14 protein-coding genes are annotated in these 15,262 nt (G+C 42.7%); 11 read left to right on the top strand and 3 right to left on the bottom strand.

Features of this window, described 5'->3' with window-relative positions:
* The first annotated feature begins 834 nt into the window (after positions 1-834).
* The 5 genes from HWQ41_RS27955 (at position 835) to HWQ41_RS27935 (ending at position 5,993) form a co-directional block, all read left to right on the top strand.
* Positions 835-1,671 carry a photosystem II manganese-stabilizing polypeptide gene (locus HWQ41_RS27955; RefSeq protein ID WP_292770364.1) on the top strand — a complete coding sequence of 279 codons (837 nt, stop codon included), beginning with the start codon at positions 835-837 and terminating at the stop codon, positions 1,669-1,671.
* An 862-nt stretch (positions 1,672-2,533) separates the two neighbouring features.
* Positions 2,534-3,310, top strand: coding sequence for an RNA polymerase sigma factor SigF (locus HWQ41_RS27950; RefSeq protein ID WP_292770362.1), 777 nt, complete (start codon positions 2,534-2,536; stop codon positions 3,308-3,310).
* A gap of 166 nt (positions 3,311-3,476) precedes the next feature.
* Entirely contained in the window at positions 3,477-4,334 is an 858-nt protein-coding gene (locus HWQ41_RS27945) for a hypothetical protein (RefSeq protein ID WP_292770360.1), read from the top strand.
* Between the two features lie 2 nt (positions 4,335-4,336).
* Positions 4,337-4,588, top strand: coding sequence for a hypothetical protein (locus tag HWQ41_RS27940; RefSeq protein ID WP_292770358.1), 252 nt, complete (start codon positions 4,337-4,339; stop codon positions 4,586-4,588).
* Between the two features lie 502 nt (positions 4,589-5,090).
* Positions 5,091-5,993 carry an ABC transporter ATP-binding protein gene (locus HWQ41_RS27935; RefSeq protein ID WP_292770356.1) on the top strand — a complete coding sequence of 301 codons (903 nt, stop codon included), beginning with the start codon at positions 5,091-5,093 and terminating at the stop codon, positions 5,991-5,993.
* Between the two features lie 2 nt (positions 5,994-5,995).
* Here the strand turns inward: HWQ41_RS27935 and HWQ41_RS27930 are convergent, their stop codons facing one another.
* Positions 5,996-6,676 carry a tetratricopeptide repeat protein gene (locus tag HWQ41_RS27930; RefSeq protein ID WP_292770354.1) on the bottom strand — a complete coding sequence of 227 codons (681 nt, stop codon included), beginning with the start codon at positions 6,674-6,676 and terminating at the stop codon, positions 5,996-5,998.
* A gap of 478 nt (positions 6,677-7,154) precedes the next feature.
* Between HWQ41_RS27930 and HWQ41_RS27925 the strand changes: the two genes are divergently transcribed.
* The gene (locus HWQ41_RS27925) at positions 7,155-7,481 is read left to right on the top strand and encodes a YbjQ family protein (protein ID WP_100900674.1); all 327 of its coding nucleotides are present in this window, start codon (positions 7,155-7,157) and stop codon (positions 7,479-7,481) included.
* Between the two features lie 327 nt (positions 7,482-7,808).
* Positions 7,809-8,441 (top strand): hypothetical protein, encoded by a 633-nt coding sequence (locus tag HWQ41_RS27920; RefSeq protein WP_292770352.1) that lies wholly within the window; start codon positions 7,809-7,811, stop codon positions 8,439-8,441.
* Positions 8,442-8,894: 453 nt separating this feature from the next.
* Here HWQ41_RS27920 and HWQ41_RS27915 read toward each other — a convergent pair whose 3' ends face one another.
* Both HWQ41_RS27915 and sufR read right to left on the bottom strand, forming a co-directional pair.
* The gene (locus HWQ41_RS27915) at positions 8,895-9,155 is read right to left on the bottom strand and encodes a hypothetical protein (protein ID WP_292715762.1); all 261 of its coding nucleotides are present in this window, start codon (positions 9,153-9,155) and stop codon (positions 8,895-8,897) included.
* A gap of 79 nt (positions 9,156-9,234) precedes the next feature.
* Complete coding sequence (gene sufR, locus HWQ41_RS27910; RefSeq protein ID WP_292770366.1) at positions 9,235-9,918, bottom strand: iron-sulfur cluster biosynthesis transcriptional regulator SufR; 684 nt, start codon at positions 9,916-9,918, stop codon at positions 9,235-9,237.
* Positions 9,919-10,157: 239 nt separating this feature from the next.
* Here sufR and sufB point away from each other — a divergent pair, with 239 nt between their 5' ends.
* The 4 genes from sufB (at position 10,158) to HWQ41_RS27890 (ending at position 15,186) form a co-directional block, all read left to right on the top strand.
* Positions 10,158-11,597 carry a Fe-S cluster assembly protein SufB gene (gene sufB / locus HWQ41_RS27905; protein ID WP_292770350.1) on the top strand — a complete coding sequence of 480 codons (1,440 nt, stop codon included), beginning with the start codon at positions 10,158-10,160 and terminating at the stop codon, positions 11,595-11,597.
* A 130-nt stretch (positions 11,598-11,727) separates the two neighbouring features.
* Complete coding sequence (gene sufC, locus HWQ41_RS27900) at positions 11,728-12,519, top strand: Fe-S cluster assembly ATPase SufC (RefSeq protein WP_292770348.1); 792 nt, start codon at positions 11,728-11,730, stop codon at positions 12,517-12,519.
* Positions 12,519-13,895, top strand: coding sequence for a Fe-S cluster assembly protein SufD (gene sufD, locus HWQ41_RS27895; protein WP_292770346.1), 1,377 nt, complete (start codon positions 12,519-12,521; stop codon positions 13,893-13,895). Before sufC ends, sufD begins: the two co-directional genes overlap by 1 nt.
* A gap of 28 nt (positions 13,896-13,923) precedes the next feature.
* Positions 13,924-15,186 (top strand): cysteine desulfurase, encoded by a 1,263-nt coding sequence (locus tag HWQ41_RS27890; RefSeq protein WP_292770344.1) that lies wholly within the window; start codon positions 13,924-13,926, stop codon positions 15,184-15,186.
* Positions 15,187-15,262: the final 76 nt, after the last annotated feature.

The following is a 15,262-nucleotide window of genomic DNA, read 5'->3' as shown; positions in this document are numbered from 1 at the left end:
AGTCAGGAGTGAATATAACTAGATTTGTATCTTTATCAAAAGCAATTGCGATCGCTCCTAAAAGAGCGTAGTAACCTTTAGCATAGCCTCCACAGCAGCTAGATGTGATCAGGACGAGACTTTCTTGGATTTTGAGTACTTTGATTTTGAGTTAAAAAAAATCGTATGATCTGGCTGATTTCCCAATCAAACAATGGGCTGTATGTAGTGGCGTCACATACATAATACAAAAAGACTTGGGCGACGCCGCTTTTGCCATAGGCAAGAGCAAAGTGCGAAGCAGACACCTGTTTTCGCGCTCTTTGAGGCAAGCACTTATGCTGCTCTGTGTGGGACTTACCCATTCACCCGCCCAACTCTAACAAATGCCACCAACAGTGAAACTGCTGGTTTTTTGCTCCCCTAGAGCATTGATTCAGTAATCAAAAACCTAACCCCCCAGCCCCCTTCCCTACAAGGGAAGGGGGGAGCTAAACTCCCCTCTCCTACGTTCGCGTAGCGGCACGAAGTGCGGAGAGGGGTAGGGGGAGAGGTTCTTCCAGGATTACTGAATTGGTCTTCTACTGACACACATCCAAAATGGATGCAGTGTGCTACTTAGTTTGGGGTTTACACCCCAAGCTCAAGAGAGCGACACGTTTAACTACGTTTAGCAGAGAAAAGTTTGAGCAGCGGCTGATTAGACGCCCGAACACTTGCTTCAACTCTCTTAATCAGAGCAAAGCCGTGTCCGACCAAAAATAGCTTTTCGCAAAGTAGCGGCTTCTCATCAGAGATCAAAGCTTCGATGCAGTTTTACAACAAATCTATTAATTTTTGAGATTGAGGTTGACCATGAGGTATCGCGCTTTAATTGTTGCATTCTTGGCTTTGTGCCTGGGGCTAATAACTGCTTGTAGTGATGCTACTGCTACTGCTAGTGGTAGAGATGTACTCACTTACGATCAAATTCGCGGCACTGGCTTGGCGAACAAATGCCCTCAGCTAGCAGAAACAAGCCGTGGTTCCATTCCGATTGATTCTAGCCAGTCCTATGCCATCAAAGAACTTTGCTTGGAACCAACTAGCTTCTTCATCAAAGAAGAACCTGCTAATAAACGCCAAGAAGCAGAATTTGTTGCTGGCAAATTGTTGACTAGATACACTTCCACCATTGACCAGGTGCAAGGTAACCTAAAAATCAACTCAGATAATAGCCTGACCTTTGCGGAAACTGATGGTCTTGACTTCCAAGCCATCACTGTGCAACTTCCTGGTGGTGAGCGAGTACCTTTCCTGTTCACCATCAAAAACTTGGTTGCTCAAACCCAACCCAGTTTGACCAGTATTAACACCTCTACGGACTTTGAAGGCACCTTCAAAGTTCCTTCCTATCGTGGTGCTGCCTTCCTAGATCCCAAAGGTCGTGGTGTCGTCAGTGGCTACGATAATGCCGTGGCTCTACCCGCCCAAGCCGATGATGAAGAACTTACCCGCACTAACGTCAAGCGTGCTGAAAATCTCAATGGCAAGATTTCTCTGCAAATCGCTAAAGTAGATAACTCTAGTGGTGAAATTGCTGGTACTTTCGAGAGCGAACAGCCATCTGATACAGATTTAGGTGCTGGCGAACCTAAAGAAGTCAAGATTCGCGGTCTATTTTATGGACGGGTTGAACCGACTCGTGCCTAAATCTTCTGAAGTAACGCAACTGACTGGCACTCAGAACGACAATTCTGTAAGTATCAGATTTGATCACAAAAGTTAACTTATTTACCCTCTTTTTTCAAGAGGGTAGATAGGTTTTTTACAAAGATAGGGAAAAGTTAAAGCCGAGCAAAATTGTGGGCGAAATAGTCCTAGCAATTGGGGAAGGTTTGATATCTCGTTCTTGTGGGCGGCTTGATTCATGCCTTTACCTCCTACCCTTTAATCTTTTCCCTTTTATTAAAAGACTATGGACTTACAGCAGTTTTCAGGGATCTAGACCACGACTGAGATGAGAAATGGTGAGTAAGGAGTTGTGTAGTTGAATTACTTGAAAAGCGCTGTAAGTATAACAAAGGGCATCTCGCCCTTTTTTATTGGCTTGCGTAAATATACATACTATTTTTTAATTTTTATTAGTAGTTTTTAAAGATTGGATAAATCCCAGATGAATGGACACGTAATTTTACTGTAAATCCAACTTTTGCTGATCCAACAAAATACCGACTACTGTTGTTTTGTTTCTCTAAATTAACTTCACCATTAATTAATTCAAATTAAGTACAATCTCGGTTTGATATTTAGTAATTAGTTTTATATTTTGTTTGTATGTAGTCCTAAAAAAACTACAGGTCATACCAAAGAGAAATAACAAACTAAATACCGATTTCGCCATTTAAATTTGGCTCGATTATCAAGCTACCTATGGAATATTTCTAGAAAAACTTTGTTATTTACCATAGTATTTGCTAGTAAAAATAGCGCGATATTGTCTTTGGTGTCGTGCGATCGCAGCTGAATTTAAAAGCGAATAATTGATTATTCATTTGCTCAATAACCCGGTGCTATGCCTACCACAGTCACCAACGAACTCAAACACGAAATTTGGCAGTTGTTACGAGAATATCAGCAATCTCCGTCAGAAAACATCCGCAATCAACTGGTAGAACTCAATTTTGGACTTGTGAGAAAAGAAGCTCACTACTGGACGAATCAATGTCATGAAACCTACGATGATTTGCTCCAGGTTGGATGTTTGGGTTTAATCAGAGCTATTGAAAGATTTGAACTTTCCAAGGGACATGCCTTCAGTTCCTATGCTCTTCCCTATATTCGGGGTGAAATTCAACACTATCTCCGAGATAAAGGTGTCACCGTGCGAATTCCTCGGAGGTGGTTAGCGCTACAACAGCAAGCGATAGGAGTTTCACGTTCTTGGCGTGAAAAACATAATCGTCAACCAAACGACTCGGAATTAGCAGCAGCACTGGAAATTTCTCCAAACGAATGGCAAGAAATTAAATTAGCATGGATCAATCGCGCTCCCTTGAGTCTCGATGTGCCAATCCAAGACGGAGAAGAAGGCTCTACCTGTTTGGGAGAATTGGTTCCAGATCCTCACTATCGCAGCTTTCAACTAGCACAAGAAGACCAACTTCGCTTACAACAAGCATTGGTTCAGCTAGAAAAACGCACCCGCGATGTGTTGGAATGTGTGTTTTTGCAAGATTTGACACAAAAACAAGTTGCAGAACATCTAGGGATCAGTGTAGTAACCGTTTCCCGTAGAGTCAAGAAAGGTTTAGATTTAATGAAACAGCTTATGGGTGTGGCAGAAGATTGACTGCAAATAAACACCAATCCGCAGTTATGCTAGGTAGGCAGTGCTAAAAATAACCCTTGAAATGTCAGAAATTAGGTTATAAAGGGAACATACTTTGCCTTTGATACAAATTTCAGGCATGTTGATTTCCATTTTTCAATTTTCCAATGGCTTTTGAGAACAGCTCATGGGCAGAAATTCAAAAATTATAATTGCAGCTATTTTAACTTTGGCGATCGCTGGATGTGCTTCTGAAGATACACCAAAAGCCATCAATCCTGCGCCAATTCCCAAAATAGCAGCAAAGTCGCCACCAGCGAACCAATCCTTTAAAAATCCAGTGATACCTGCCAAAGAGGTATCACAAGTTACTCCCGCATCTGTTAACTTAATTCAATCCACTAATGCTACAGAGCGGGCACGGCTAGTTGTGCTATCAAAAAATCGAAGTGACCCGTTTGCACAACTTTTCGGGCAGATGGTTCCCGGAATGCCTACAACATCTGGAAGACCTGTTCCCGTGGTGCCTAAGCTACCTACTGCATCACTAGCAGCACGAAAACTTCCAACACGCAGCATAGCTTTAAATCCAAAGAAAAATAACGTTTCTTCTGTACCAAAACCAAAAAAAGTCAATCCTATCTTGACTTCAGTCTTGCCTAAGGTTTTGCCTCAAGTTGTCTCCAACCCTACTTTAGTATCTGTATTGCCACTGCCAGCACAACCTGATTTAGCAAGGGCAGTGCTTGTGACTGGTGTAGTTCTAATTAGTAAGGAACCACAGGCAATTATCAAAGTACCCGATGAGCCGACGAGTCGCTATGTGCAGGCGGGACAGCGATTAGCAGATGGCGTACTGGTTAAACGTATTGAAATGAATCAGGGCTACAACCCCATCGTGATTCTGGAACAATATGGTATTGAAGTTGCCAAAATGGTAGGGGAAGGGGCTGTCAATTCAACGCCGTCAGCTGCACCTGCTAGCGGTAATCCTGTTTCAGTGACAACGCCCCCCTCAAATCCTTCTAATGTTGGAGCTTCGTAAAGATGGAGACTAAGGAAAAAATTGAATTCGCTGGTTTGCCTTTAGCAGTCTATAGAGAGATAGCAGCTCATTTACGTCAGGTCGAAGGGGTAGAAGTGGATTTAATTCCCCAGTCATCCCAACAGTTTGATTACAATCAAAGTCAAATTAGTGGCTTGTCCATCTCGTGGACAGCAAACTCTGGTTCAGAAAGTCGGCAACGACTTAACCAAATTTTGGCTTACTATCAAAATCGCTATATGAATCTTATTTGATTTCGTTCAAATCGAAGCCTCAGATTCCCGACTTCTTAGAGAAGTCGGGAATCTTTTTGTTAACCAATGATTAGACCTGACTTTTCACGTCATGTGGAAAAGAAGAAGCGAAACCTAACCCCCCAGCCCCATTCCCTTGTAGGGAAGGGGGAGAATTCAAAACCTATATACAAACAGACTTTCAACCCAGTCCCCAGTCCCCAGTCCCCTGCTATATATCTGGGTTTGGGCCATTTTTGAGCATTTAGTGTATTTCCCATACTCTGCATGGGTTTGAGCCTTGTTTCTCACTCAAAAAGATTTAAGTCCCGTTAGCCAAGAAATTTATTTTTTGGCGGGAGATTTGCAGGTGTAAGATATGGGCTGACTTATTTTAAATTTCGAGAGAAGTCTGAGGGTTGGCTTGGGAGCATCAAAACTTCTCCTATGGTCGCCGCTGCGCGTAGCTGTCTTCCCCGTAGGGGTACGGTGATTTTAAATTTTTAATTGGAGCAAAGTGACTATGACTGCTGCTGTATTTCTAGAAAACGTCTACAAGTTTTACAACAATGTACCTGTAGTCAATGATCTGTCATTCAAAATTGAAGCGGGGGAGATATTTGCTCTACTTGGCCCGAACGGTGCGGGTAAATCAACCACAATTCGGATGCTGACTACACTAACGAAACCGTCCCAAGGACGGATAGAAGTAGGTGGATATGATGTGATGAGCCAAGCAATGCTAGCAAAACAGAGTATTGGCGTAGTCTTGCAGCAAGTCAGTGTGGATAACGATTTAACCGTTTGGGAAAATATGGAACTGCATGGGAGACTACATCACATTAGCAACCCGCAGCGACAAAAACTAATTAATCAATGGCTAGAGTATGTTGAGCTAGCAGAAAAACGTGATGATTTGGTAAAAACCTTGTCTGGGGGTATGAAACGACGGTTGCAGATTGCGAGAGCTTTATTGCATCAACCGCAAATTTTGTTTTTGGATGAACCAACGGTAGGACTAGACCCCCAAACCAGGCGACGCCTCTGGGAAATTATTCGGGATTTGAATAAACAAGGGATGACGATGCTACTGACAACCCATTATATGGATGAGGTCGAATTTTTGTGCGATGCCTTTGGCTCTACCAAGCCAGGACGCATCGGTATTATGGATAGCGGTAAGCTGATTTCTTTGGGAACTTTACAACAGCTGCGTTCTGCTCACGGTGAAGGTTTGGTAATGAAGCAATTAGGTGTGTCTGAAGTGGGAAGTGATGGCGCTCGTCGCTGGGAATATTTGTTTTTCCCATCGTTGGAAGCAGCAAATATCTACTTGAATGAACAGCCCGATAAAACCGGAATGATGGTGCGTCCCTGTAACCTGGAAGATATTTTTGTGGAATTAACGGGACGCCAGTTAGATTAACCTCATCCTCCTAACTGTCGCAGCATGGCTTCTACCCTGTTCACGCCATCTGAGTCATTGCGCCGCTTGTACAAGTCACGGGCTTTCTGAAGCAAGCTGTTCGCTTGTTTGGTTTGTCGTCGCTGTTTATACATCGAACCCATCAACTCATAAGTCTGAGCATTGTTCTTATCCAAGCTGATTGCTTGCTCGTATGCCCAGGTAGCTGCACTATAGTCTCCCAGACGAGATTGCGTCACAGCTAATCCTAAATAGGCGTTAACGTTGTTACGGTTCAACTGTATGGCACGACGATAACCTTCTTTCGCCCCAGATGTGTCGCCCAAATTCGCTTTGATGTAACCCACAGCGTAGTAAAAATCACTATTATTAGGGTTGATGGCGATCGCACGACGATAAGCTGTTAATGCCGCCTGGTAATTTCCCTGTTGAGCGTATAAGTAGCCAATACCTGAATGAATCTTAGCATTCTTGGGATCTAGGCTAGCTGCTTGCTGATAAACAGCGATCGCACCACCATAATCGCCGGTATCCACTAACCTCCGTCCTTGTTCTAGCAGTTGCTTTAACTCTGGGTTTTTGGCTTGCGCCAGTAATACCTGAGCCTGAGCCACTGAAGGTATGGTGAAGGCAAAACATCCTAGTAACACCACACTAAACACGAATGATGTTGGCTTGTACACAGTAAATTTCCTGAAATTTTAGAGGACTTTTTTTCTTGTACATTAAAACAAAAATATGGACTTTTGAAAACTGTATTTCTTCGTAATGATTAAGATGTTAATAGTTTATTCACTAATTTCCTCTACAATCAGTGCTATATCACAGAGTTTTTACTGAAAGTTCAAGTCCGAGGTATAAATGATGAAATGAGGTTACTCTAGATATAAATTGGGAGAATACCAAAATTAAACTCTTTTTTGTCAGAAGTTATACTTATAATTCCCAAAAAAACAACAGGTATCTCACTTAATTCTAAATAGGCGATCCGCAATGGCACTTCATACCCGATGGCTGCGATCGCAATCTAAAATTGTGTGAGAATATGTTTATCAAACCTATCTCAACCCAGGCTAATTAGATATTGTGTAAATAAATTTACATTTTTTAGAGTATTTTAATAATAAATATCAACCTATATGCTATCTGAGAGGCTAATTTATGATTATAACTACCACTGATGTGATTCAAGGAGCCGTTATTGAGTCATATTTAGGTATTGTGACAGCAGAAGTAGTCTACGGCAGCAATTTCTTGCGGGATTTTTTGGCTGGTATTCGAGACATTATCGGTGGACGCACTGGTAGCTATGAGCGTCTATTTGAGCAGGGTCAACGCAAGGCATTAGAAGAATTAGAACAACGGGCACAACGTTTAGGAGCAAATGCTGTGATCGGGATTGAAATTGATACTGGCACAATCAATCTTGACCAGTCAGGAGTTCTTTTGCTGATTACTGCCACAGGCACTGCTGTCAGAATGCGTTAATCTTTTATTAGCTGTCCAATTACTTTGTGAAAATTTTATAATCAGGCTTACAAAGCTTTGTCTTAAGTCTAATTTTTTTCCAGAGCGATTATTATATATAGCAGTTAATAACTGTATTTTAAGTTCTAAATAATCATTAAATAATAAATAAATATTGAACTTGATTAAAAATCGTTAAAGGCGTTTGTTTTTTATAACTAAAGATAGATTCATTAAATATTTATATTGATAGATGTAAAAACAAATGATTTAGTTATTTAATTGTTACAATAAACATGAATATAACTGAGATATAGTTTGCTGAAACAGCACTGGAGAAGATAAGAAATGTCATACGTAAATCGGGCAGGTGATGACGTTATTTCTAATGAGCCTGTGGTAGCAGGCCGAGTGACTGAATATCATGATCTTGTTCGCTGGGGACCGATTATTTCTGGTTTGTTGGTTTCTTTGGCTACTCAATTAATTTTAAGCGCCATAATTGGTGCTTTTGCAGCAGGTGCGGTTGAAGGTTCAGGTGCGCCGAGATCAATTGCTCCTAACGCTGCTGGTAATGCGGGGCTTTGGTCAACTATCGCTCTACTAATTTCCCTATTTACTGGTGGTTGGATTACAGCCCGTGCTTGTGGACCGATGAAGCGTAATACAGCTCTTCTTAACGGCGCAATTCTTTGGGCTACGACTTTGGCAGTTAGTTCGTTCCTATTGGCAAATGGAGTATCGGGTGCTTTTGGTGTTGCTGCTTCCAACGCTGGGGAAGTCTTAAACCAAGTACAACAGCAAGGTGGTATTAATGTACCGCGAACAAACGTAAGTGCTCAACAATCTCGTGATATTGCAGCAAATATACGTTCGGGATTATGGTGGTTTGTGTTTGGTTCCTTATTGGGTTTAATAGCTTCAATGGTTGGGGCTGTAACTGGAGCTCGCAATGTTCGGACTAATAATTACAATCCTTAAAAAATTGTCGGTCAAACGAAATGTCATAAATTTTTAAAGCACCTTTTTACAGGTGCTTTTTGTTTATTATTTCAGGTTGGCGTTTGTAGCTTCCTAATTAATTCTGCCGTAGTCAGAAAACGCTTAGGAATAAGAATTAAATAATATATAATTTATGTCCCTGGCTTACCTCACCCTCAATCCCTCTCCTTATAAAGCAATACAGTTCAGTTAAGCATTTCTTTTTTCTCTCTGTGTTCTCTGCGCCTCTGCGGTTTGTTAAAAAAATTGACTTTCACAAGGAGTTTTAGCGTTAACTGAACCGTATTGCCTTATAAAGGAGAGGGAAGCTAGAGACAGAATGAAGTTTTACATTTTATTTAATCCACGTTTCTTAGTAAACAGAACCCCGACTTCTGGTGAGAAGTCGGGGTTCTGGATATTAGTTTATATCCAACTACTTATATTCCTAGTTCACCACTTCAGATATGAACCTTCAATTCCCTGCTCACGTCGAATTTTTCCATCTTTTTCAAACCAAGCAATTACTTGTTGCGCTGTCAAATCTTCTATAGCAACACCGTACTCTTGGGCAATATGCTTCAAAAGCTTAAGTGATGAAATTGTCAATCTTGTTAAAAACTTTTCTGGGGAAGACAACAACGCCGCATCTACTTTTGCTGACTCTTCCAGAGTTAAAAATTGTGCTGATGGTTGCTGTGGTAGTACGTCCATAAATGCTATCTCAAACTTAGTTGGACATTGGGCATTAGTTATTAAAAAAAGGACAAATGACAAATGACTAATGAAACTTTTACTTGCGAACTTGTACCAAATAGCCACAACGATGTTCGCCATCAATAATCCAGTGGGTGCGTTCTACGGTACAATCAGGTAAGACGGCTGCAAACATTTCTAATTCGTGACCACAAATGCTGGGGAAAGACTCGGCAACGTTAGAAATAGCGCAGTTATGCTCCATTAAGATAAAGCGATCGCTCTCAAAGCAGTCATTCACATCAACAGGGTGATATTCCGCCATGAAGCCTTCCGCTTTTCTGAACTCTACTAAGTTGGCTACCCGTTCCCGCAGTGAACCGCTACCCACGCGATCGCGGTATTCTAGTGCTTTGCGCTGCCACTGTTTCTCTAAAATCGATTTAAATTGGTCATGTCCCATCGTTTCGGCTAAGGTGTCTAGCAGCGAAACCGCAAAATTGCCGTGGCCATCACCAAAGCGATCGCTCATTGTTCGATGCAAGCGATCGCGTCCTTGACGACTCAGTTGATAAACGTGTTGCGGCCGCCCCATCCCCGCCGCCTGCACTGATGTCGAATACAAAACTAGCTCCTCCGTCTCCAAATCCTTGAGATGGCGACGAATCGCTTGGGGGGTAACGTCTAAAACTTCAGCTAGCTCCAAAGCCGTTGCTTTTTGGTGTTTGTGCAGATACTCTAGGATATCTTGCTTGGTTGAGGACTGGTGAGTAGTCGCCATCTTCTGGTGCGAGACGTTCAGCGAACGTCCCAAAAATTTCTTTGAAAATTTGACTTTGACAACATTGTTGTTGTTAATTTAGCGTAAAATGAAGATACCTTAAACAACATAGCTGTTGTTTTACTCTCCACAACTATTCTAGCAGCCGTGTAACCATTCCGTAACGTGATATGGAAATCGGCTAAAGAAAAGTCCGTCTCCCATCCTTAAAGAGTTCTGAACACGAGAGATTATTACTGATGAGTGCCACTGTCAAAACCTTAGTCAACCAACCTTACAAGTACGGCTTTATCACCGATATTGAGTCCGACACTATACCGCGTGGACTAGACGAGGACGTTGTTCGCTTGATCTCTTCCAAGAAGAACGAGCCGCAGTTCATGTTGGACTTTCGCCTCAGAGCTTATCGCCAGTGGCAAAAAATGACGGAACCAACTTGGCCTAATGTCAAGTATCCGCCAATTAATTATCAGGATATCATTTACTACTCAGCGCCGAAACGCAAGAAAGAAAAACTAAACAGTTTGGACGAAGTTGATCCAACCCTTTTAGAAACCTTCGAGAAGTTAGGCATTTCCCTATCTGAACAGAAGCGACTGGCAAATGTCGCCGTCGATGCGATTTTCGATAGCGTCTCTGTCGCCACTACATTTAAAGAAAAACTAGCGGAAGATGGGGTTATTTTCTGCTCGTTTTCCGAAGCATTGCAAGAACACCCAGAACTAATCAAAAAATACCTGGGTAGCGTTGTTCCCATAGCTGACAACTATTTTGCCGCTTTGAACGCCGCCGTATTTAGCGATGGTTCCTTTGTCTATATTCCTAAAGGCGTGAAATGCCCAATGGAACTATCTACCTACTTCCGCATCAACTCTGGCGACACAGGACAATTTGAGCGGACTTTGATTGTCGCCGAAGAAGGTAGTTATGTTTCTTACCTGGAAGGTTGCACCGCACCGATGTATGACAGCAACCAGCTGCACGCCGCCGTTGTGGAACTCGTCGCCCTCGACAACGCCGAAATTAAATACTCCACCGTCCAAAACTGGTACGCTGGAGATGCCAACGGTAAAGGCGGTATTTACAACTTTGTCACCAAGCGCGGTTTGTGTCAGGGCGTAAATTCCAAGATTTCCTGGACTCAAGTAGAAACAGGTTCGGCAATTACTTGGAAATATCCTAGCTGTGTGTTGGTGGGTGATAACTCTGTGGGTGAGTTCTACTCGGTGGCGCTGACAAATCATCAGCAGCAAGCCGATACGGGTAGTAAGATGATTCACGTAGGTAAGAATACCCGCAGTACAATTATTTCTAAAGGAATCTCCGCAGGTAAATCCAGCAATAGTTACCGGGGTTTGGTGAAAGTTAACCCGACGGCTAAAGGGGCGAGAAATTATTCTCAGTGCGACTCAATGCTGATTGGGGATAATGCCCATGCAAACACTTTCCCTTATATTCAGGTGCAAAATAATGCTGCGAAGGTGGAGCATGAAGCTTCTACTTCCAAGATTGGGGAAGATCAGTTATTTTACTTTGCTCAACGGGGTATTTCTTCAGAAGATGCTATTTCGATGATGATTAGCGGCTTCTGTAAGGATGTTTTCAATCAGCTACCGATGGAATTTGCTGTGGAAGCTGATAAGTTATTGAGTTTGAAGTTGGAAGGCAGTGTTGGATAGGGCTTGTAGTCAGCACTTTAGTGCTGTGAAATCGCTAGGAACCGAAAAAATTAACGCTTGTAGTCAGCACTTTAGCGCTGGAGGAAAGCGCTAAAGCACTTACTACGAACTAAGAAAGAAGAGAGAGAAGATGATTATTGCAAATAGTGAAGTTGTGCTGTCGGTAAGGAATCTGACGGCTAATGTTGATGGGACACCGATTCTTAAGGGTGTAAATCTTGAGGTGCGATCGGGTGAAATTCATGCGATTATGGGGCCGAATGGTTCTGGTAAAAGCACCTTTTCTAAGGTGTTGGCTGGGCATCCAGCTTATGAGGTGACTGGCGGTGAGGTGATTTTTCAGGGGCAAAATCTGCTGGAATTGGAACCGGAGGAACGAGCAAGAAGTGGTGTATTTTTGGCGTTTCAGTATCCGTTAGAAATTCCAGGTGTGAGCAATTTGGATTTCTTGCGGGTGGCGTACAATTCTCGTCGCAAGGCGCAAGGTTTAGAGGAAATAGACGCTTTTGATTTTGACGATTTGATTGAGGAAAAGCTGGATGTGGTAAAGATGAATCCCAGTTTTCTCAGTCGAAGTTTGAATGAAGGGTTTTCTGGTGGTGAGAAAAAGCGGAATGAAATTCTGCAAATGGCGCTGCTGGAACCAAAGTTGGGAATTTTGGATGAGACAGATTCAGGTTTGGATATTGACGCGCTCCGAATTGTGGCCAATGGGGTAAATCAACTGGCAAGTCCAGAAAATGCCACAATTTTGATTACCCACTACCAACGGTTACTTGATTATATTGTGCCTGATTTTGTGCATGTGATGGCACAAGGGCAGATTATTACGAGTGGTGGTAAGGAACTGGCACTAGAATTAGAGTCTCGCGGTTATGACTGGGTGCTGGCAGAATTTGCAGCTGCTGAGGTGGGTGTGTAATGAGTATTCAAGTATCTCCTAGTCCAATTCCAAACTCGAATTTAGTCAGTTTGACATCAACTCTCTTAGATAGAGATGATTATCTAAGTGGGTTGTTAAATCAAGTAACTGCAACGAAAACAGAAGGTTGGTTGCAGGAATTATGTGAAGGTGCTGCTAATTGGGTACGTCACTCCATTATCCCGACTACCCGCGAGGAAGAATGGCGATTTACTGATTTGTCGTCTCTGCGAAAGGTGCAATTTAATGTAGGGACGGGAAATTACGCATCTTTAGAATTTGATATTTTGCCAGAAGCGGCTAACAGTCGTTTGGTATTTGTTAATGGTGTCTTTGCACCGGAGTTATCCGCAGTTTCAGATTTGCCATCTGGTATTGTGGTGAGTAATTTGGCTGGCTTACCTCTGGTTGAGCAGGAAGGTGTACGGCAGTATTTAGCTCAAGCTGAGGGAGCGCAGGAAGTTTTTACCGCTCTCAATACGGCTGGAATAACTGATGCAGCTGTGGTGTGGGTGAAGAAGAATGTGGTAGTTGAAACGCCAATTCATTTGGTGTTTATTTCGGTTGTGGGTGAGACGGCGACGATTTCGCAGCCGCGTTGTTTGGTGGTGGCGGAGGGTGGTTCGCAGGTGACGTTGGTTGAGGAGTATACGAACCGCAGAGACGCAGAGAGCGCAGAGAAAGAGGGAGTATATTTTACCAATGCGGTTACGGAAGTTTGGGTTGGTAACAATGCCGAGGTGAGTCACACTAGGGTTGAGCGGGAAGGTGCAGAGGCTTTTCATATTGGGAAGACTGCGATCGCACAGGCTCGTGATAGTCGATATACTTGTCATGCCATAACTTTAGGTGCGAAGTTGTCGCGGCACAATTTGGAGATTTTGCAAACTGGTGAGCAGACGGAAACTAATCTCAATGGTTTGACGATAATTTCTGGTAAACAGTTGGCTGATACTCACAGTGCGATCGCACTCAACCATCCTCACAGTACGAGTAAGCAATTGCATAAATGTATTGTAGGCGATCGCGCTCATGCAGTGTTCAATGGTAAAGTTTTGGTTCCCAAGCTGGCACAGTTGACAAATGCAGTCCAGATGAATCGGAATTTGCTGTTATCATCGAAAGCCAGGGTTGATACTAAACCCCAATTGGAAATTACTGCCGATAATGTAAAATGCGCTCACGGTGCTACCGTTAGCCAATTGGAAGATGATGAAATATTCTATCTGCAAAGTCGGGGAATTGATGAAAACGATGCTCGGAAGTTGTTAATTAACGCCTTCGCCACCGAAATCATCAACCAAATACCTGTTACCTCTCTGCGAGAAATCCTTTTAAACACAGTCAATAATCTTAAGTCTCTGACTAATGACTAATGACTAATGACTAATAACTAATCTACCAATGACTTTCACAACTACCAAAACCCTTGCTGATAAAGTTCGCGCTGACTTTCCGATATTGCATCAAAAAGTCAACGATAAACCCCTGGTTTATCTCGATAATGCTGCGACATCGCAAAAGCCTTTATTCGTATTAAATACCCTACGGGATTATTACGAGCAATATAATGCTAACGTGCATCGCGGTGCCCATACCCTAAGTGCTAAAGCTACCGATGCTTATGAAGGTGCGCGAGATAAAGTTGCCAAATTCATCAATGCTACATCGCGTCAGGAAATCGTCTACACCCGCAACGCAACTGAGGCGATTAACCTAGTAGCTTACAGTTGGGGAATGAACAATTTACAGCCTGGGGATGAGATTATTCTGTCGGTGATGGAACACCACAGTAATATTGTACCTTGGCAATTCGTAGCCCAAAAAACGGGTGCAGTACTGAAATTTGTGGAACTGACATCAGAAGAAACTTTTGATTTGTCACAGTTTAAAAAGCTGATTTCTAACAAAACAAAGTTGGTGTCGGTGGTGCATATTTCTAATGCTTTGGGTTGTATTAATCCAGTGGCAGAAATTGGTGCGATCGCTCACGAATACGGTGCTAAATTCTTAGTTGATGCTTGCCAAAGTGTTCCTCATATGCCCATTGATGTGCAGCAGATAGATTGTGATTGGTTGGTAGCTTCCGGTCATAAAATGTGTGCGCCAACTGGGATAGGATTTCTTTATGGCAAGTTGGAATTGTTAGAATCAATGCCACCATTTTTTGGTGGTGGTGAGATGATTGCAGAGGTGTATTTAGACCATTCCACCTATGCAGAATTACCGCATAAATTTGAAGCCGGTACACCTGCAATTGGGGAAGCGATCGCACTTGGTGCTGCGATCGATTATCTTAGTAGTATCGGCATGGATAAAATTCACGCCTACGAAGCCGAATTAACAGCTTATTTGTTCCAACAATTAGAGCAAATTCCCCAAATTAGAATTTACGGCCCCAAACCAAATGCTAAAGGTGAAGGTAGAGCCGCTCTTGCGTCATTCACCGCCGGAGAAGTCCACGCCAACGACTTATCTACATTATTAGATCAAGAAGGCGTTGCTATCCGTTCTGGACACCACTGCACTCAACCATTACATCGTTACTTAGGTCTTGCTGCAACCGCACGAGCAAGTCTATCTTTCTACAACACCCGCGAGGAAATTGATATTTTCATCAAAGCACTGAAAGAAACTCTGGACTTTTTTGCAGGTTTCCTTGGTTAAAGTTACAAAATATTCAGATACTATAGCGTTTCCTAATCACATGAGGTATATCTTAGCCCCCTCCTCGCTTGCGGGG

The organism is Nostoc sp. NOS(2021) (assembly GCF_017115025.1).
Classification (GTDB): Bacteria; Cyanobacteriota; Cyanobacteriia; order Cyanobacteriales; family Nostocaceae; genus Nostoc.
Note: the sequence above shows the minus strand (reverse complement) of the source record. Positions and strands in the feature narration are given on the sequence as shown.

What these genes read in the sequence shown, in the direction of transcription:
- HWQ41_RS27955 (WP_292770364.1), top strand. Translation starts at nt 835, where the DNA reads ATGAGGTATCGCGCTTTAATTGTTGCATTCTTGGCTTTGTGCCTGGGG.
- sufD (WP_292770346.1), top strand. Translation starts at nt 12,519, where the DNA reads ATGAGTATTCAAGTATCTCCTAGTCCAATTCCAAACTCGAATTTAGTC.
- HWQ41_RS27945 (WP_292770360.1), top strand. Translation starts at nt 3,477, where the DNA reads ATGGGCAGAAATTCAAAAATTATAATTGCAGCTATTTTAACTTTGGCG.
- sufR (WP_292770366.1), bottom strand. Translation starts at nt 9,918, where the DNA reads ATGGCGACTACTCACCAGTCCTCAACCAAGCAAGATATCCTAGAGTAT.
- sufC (WP_292770348.1), top strand. Translation starts at nt 11,728, where the DNA reads ATGATTATTGCAAATAGTGAAGTTGTGCTGTCGGTAAGGAATCTGACG.
- HWQ41_RS27935 (WP_292770356.1), top strand. Translation starts at nt 5,091, where the DNA reads ATGACTGCTGCTGTATTTCTAGAAAACGTCTACAAGTTTTACAACAAT.
- HWQ41_RS27925 (WP_100900674.1), top strand. Translation starts at nt 7,155, where the DNA reads ATGATTATAACTACCACTGATGTGATTCAAGGAGCCGTTATTGAGTCA.
- sufB (WP_292770350.1), top strand. Translation starts at nt 10,158, where the DNA reads ATGAGTGCCACTGTCAAAACCTTAGTCAACCAACCTTACAAGTACGGC.
- HWQ41_RS27950 (WP_292770362.1), top strand. Translation starts at nt 2,534, where the DNA reads ATGCCTACCACAGTCACCAACGAACTCAAACACGAAATTTGGCAGTTG.
- HWQ41_RS27940 (WP_292770358.1), top strand. Translation starts at nt 4,337, where the DNA reads ATGGAGACTAAGGAAAAAATTGAATTCGCTGGTTTGCCTTTAGCAGTC.
- HWQ41_RS27890 (WP_292770344.1), top strand. Translation starts at nt 13,924, where the DNA reads ATGACTTTCACAACTACCAAAACCCTTGCTGATAAAGTTCGCGCTGAC.
- HWQ41_RS27915 (WP_292715762.1), bottom strand. Translation starts at nt 9,155, where the DNA reads ATGGACGTACTACCACAGCAACCATCAGCACAATTTTTAACTCTGGAA.
- HWQ41_RS27920 (WP_292770352.1), top strand. Translation starts at nt 7,809, where the DNA reads ATGTCATACGTAAATCGGGCAGGTGATGACGTTATTTCTAATGAGCCT.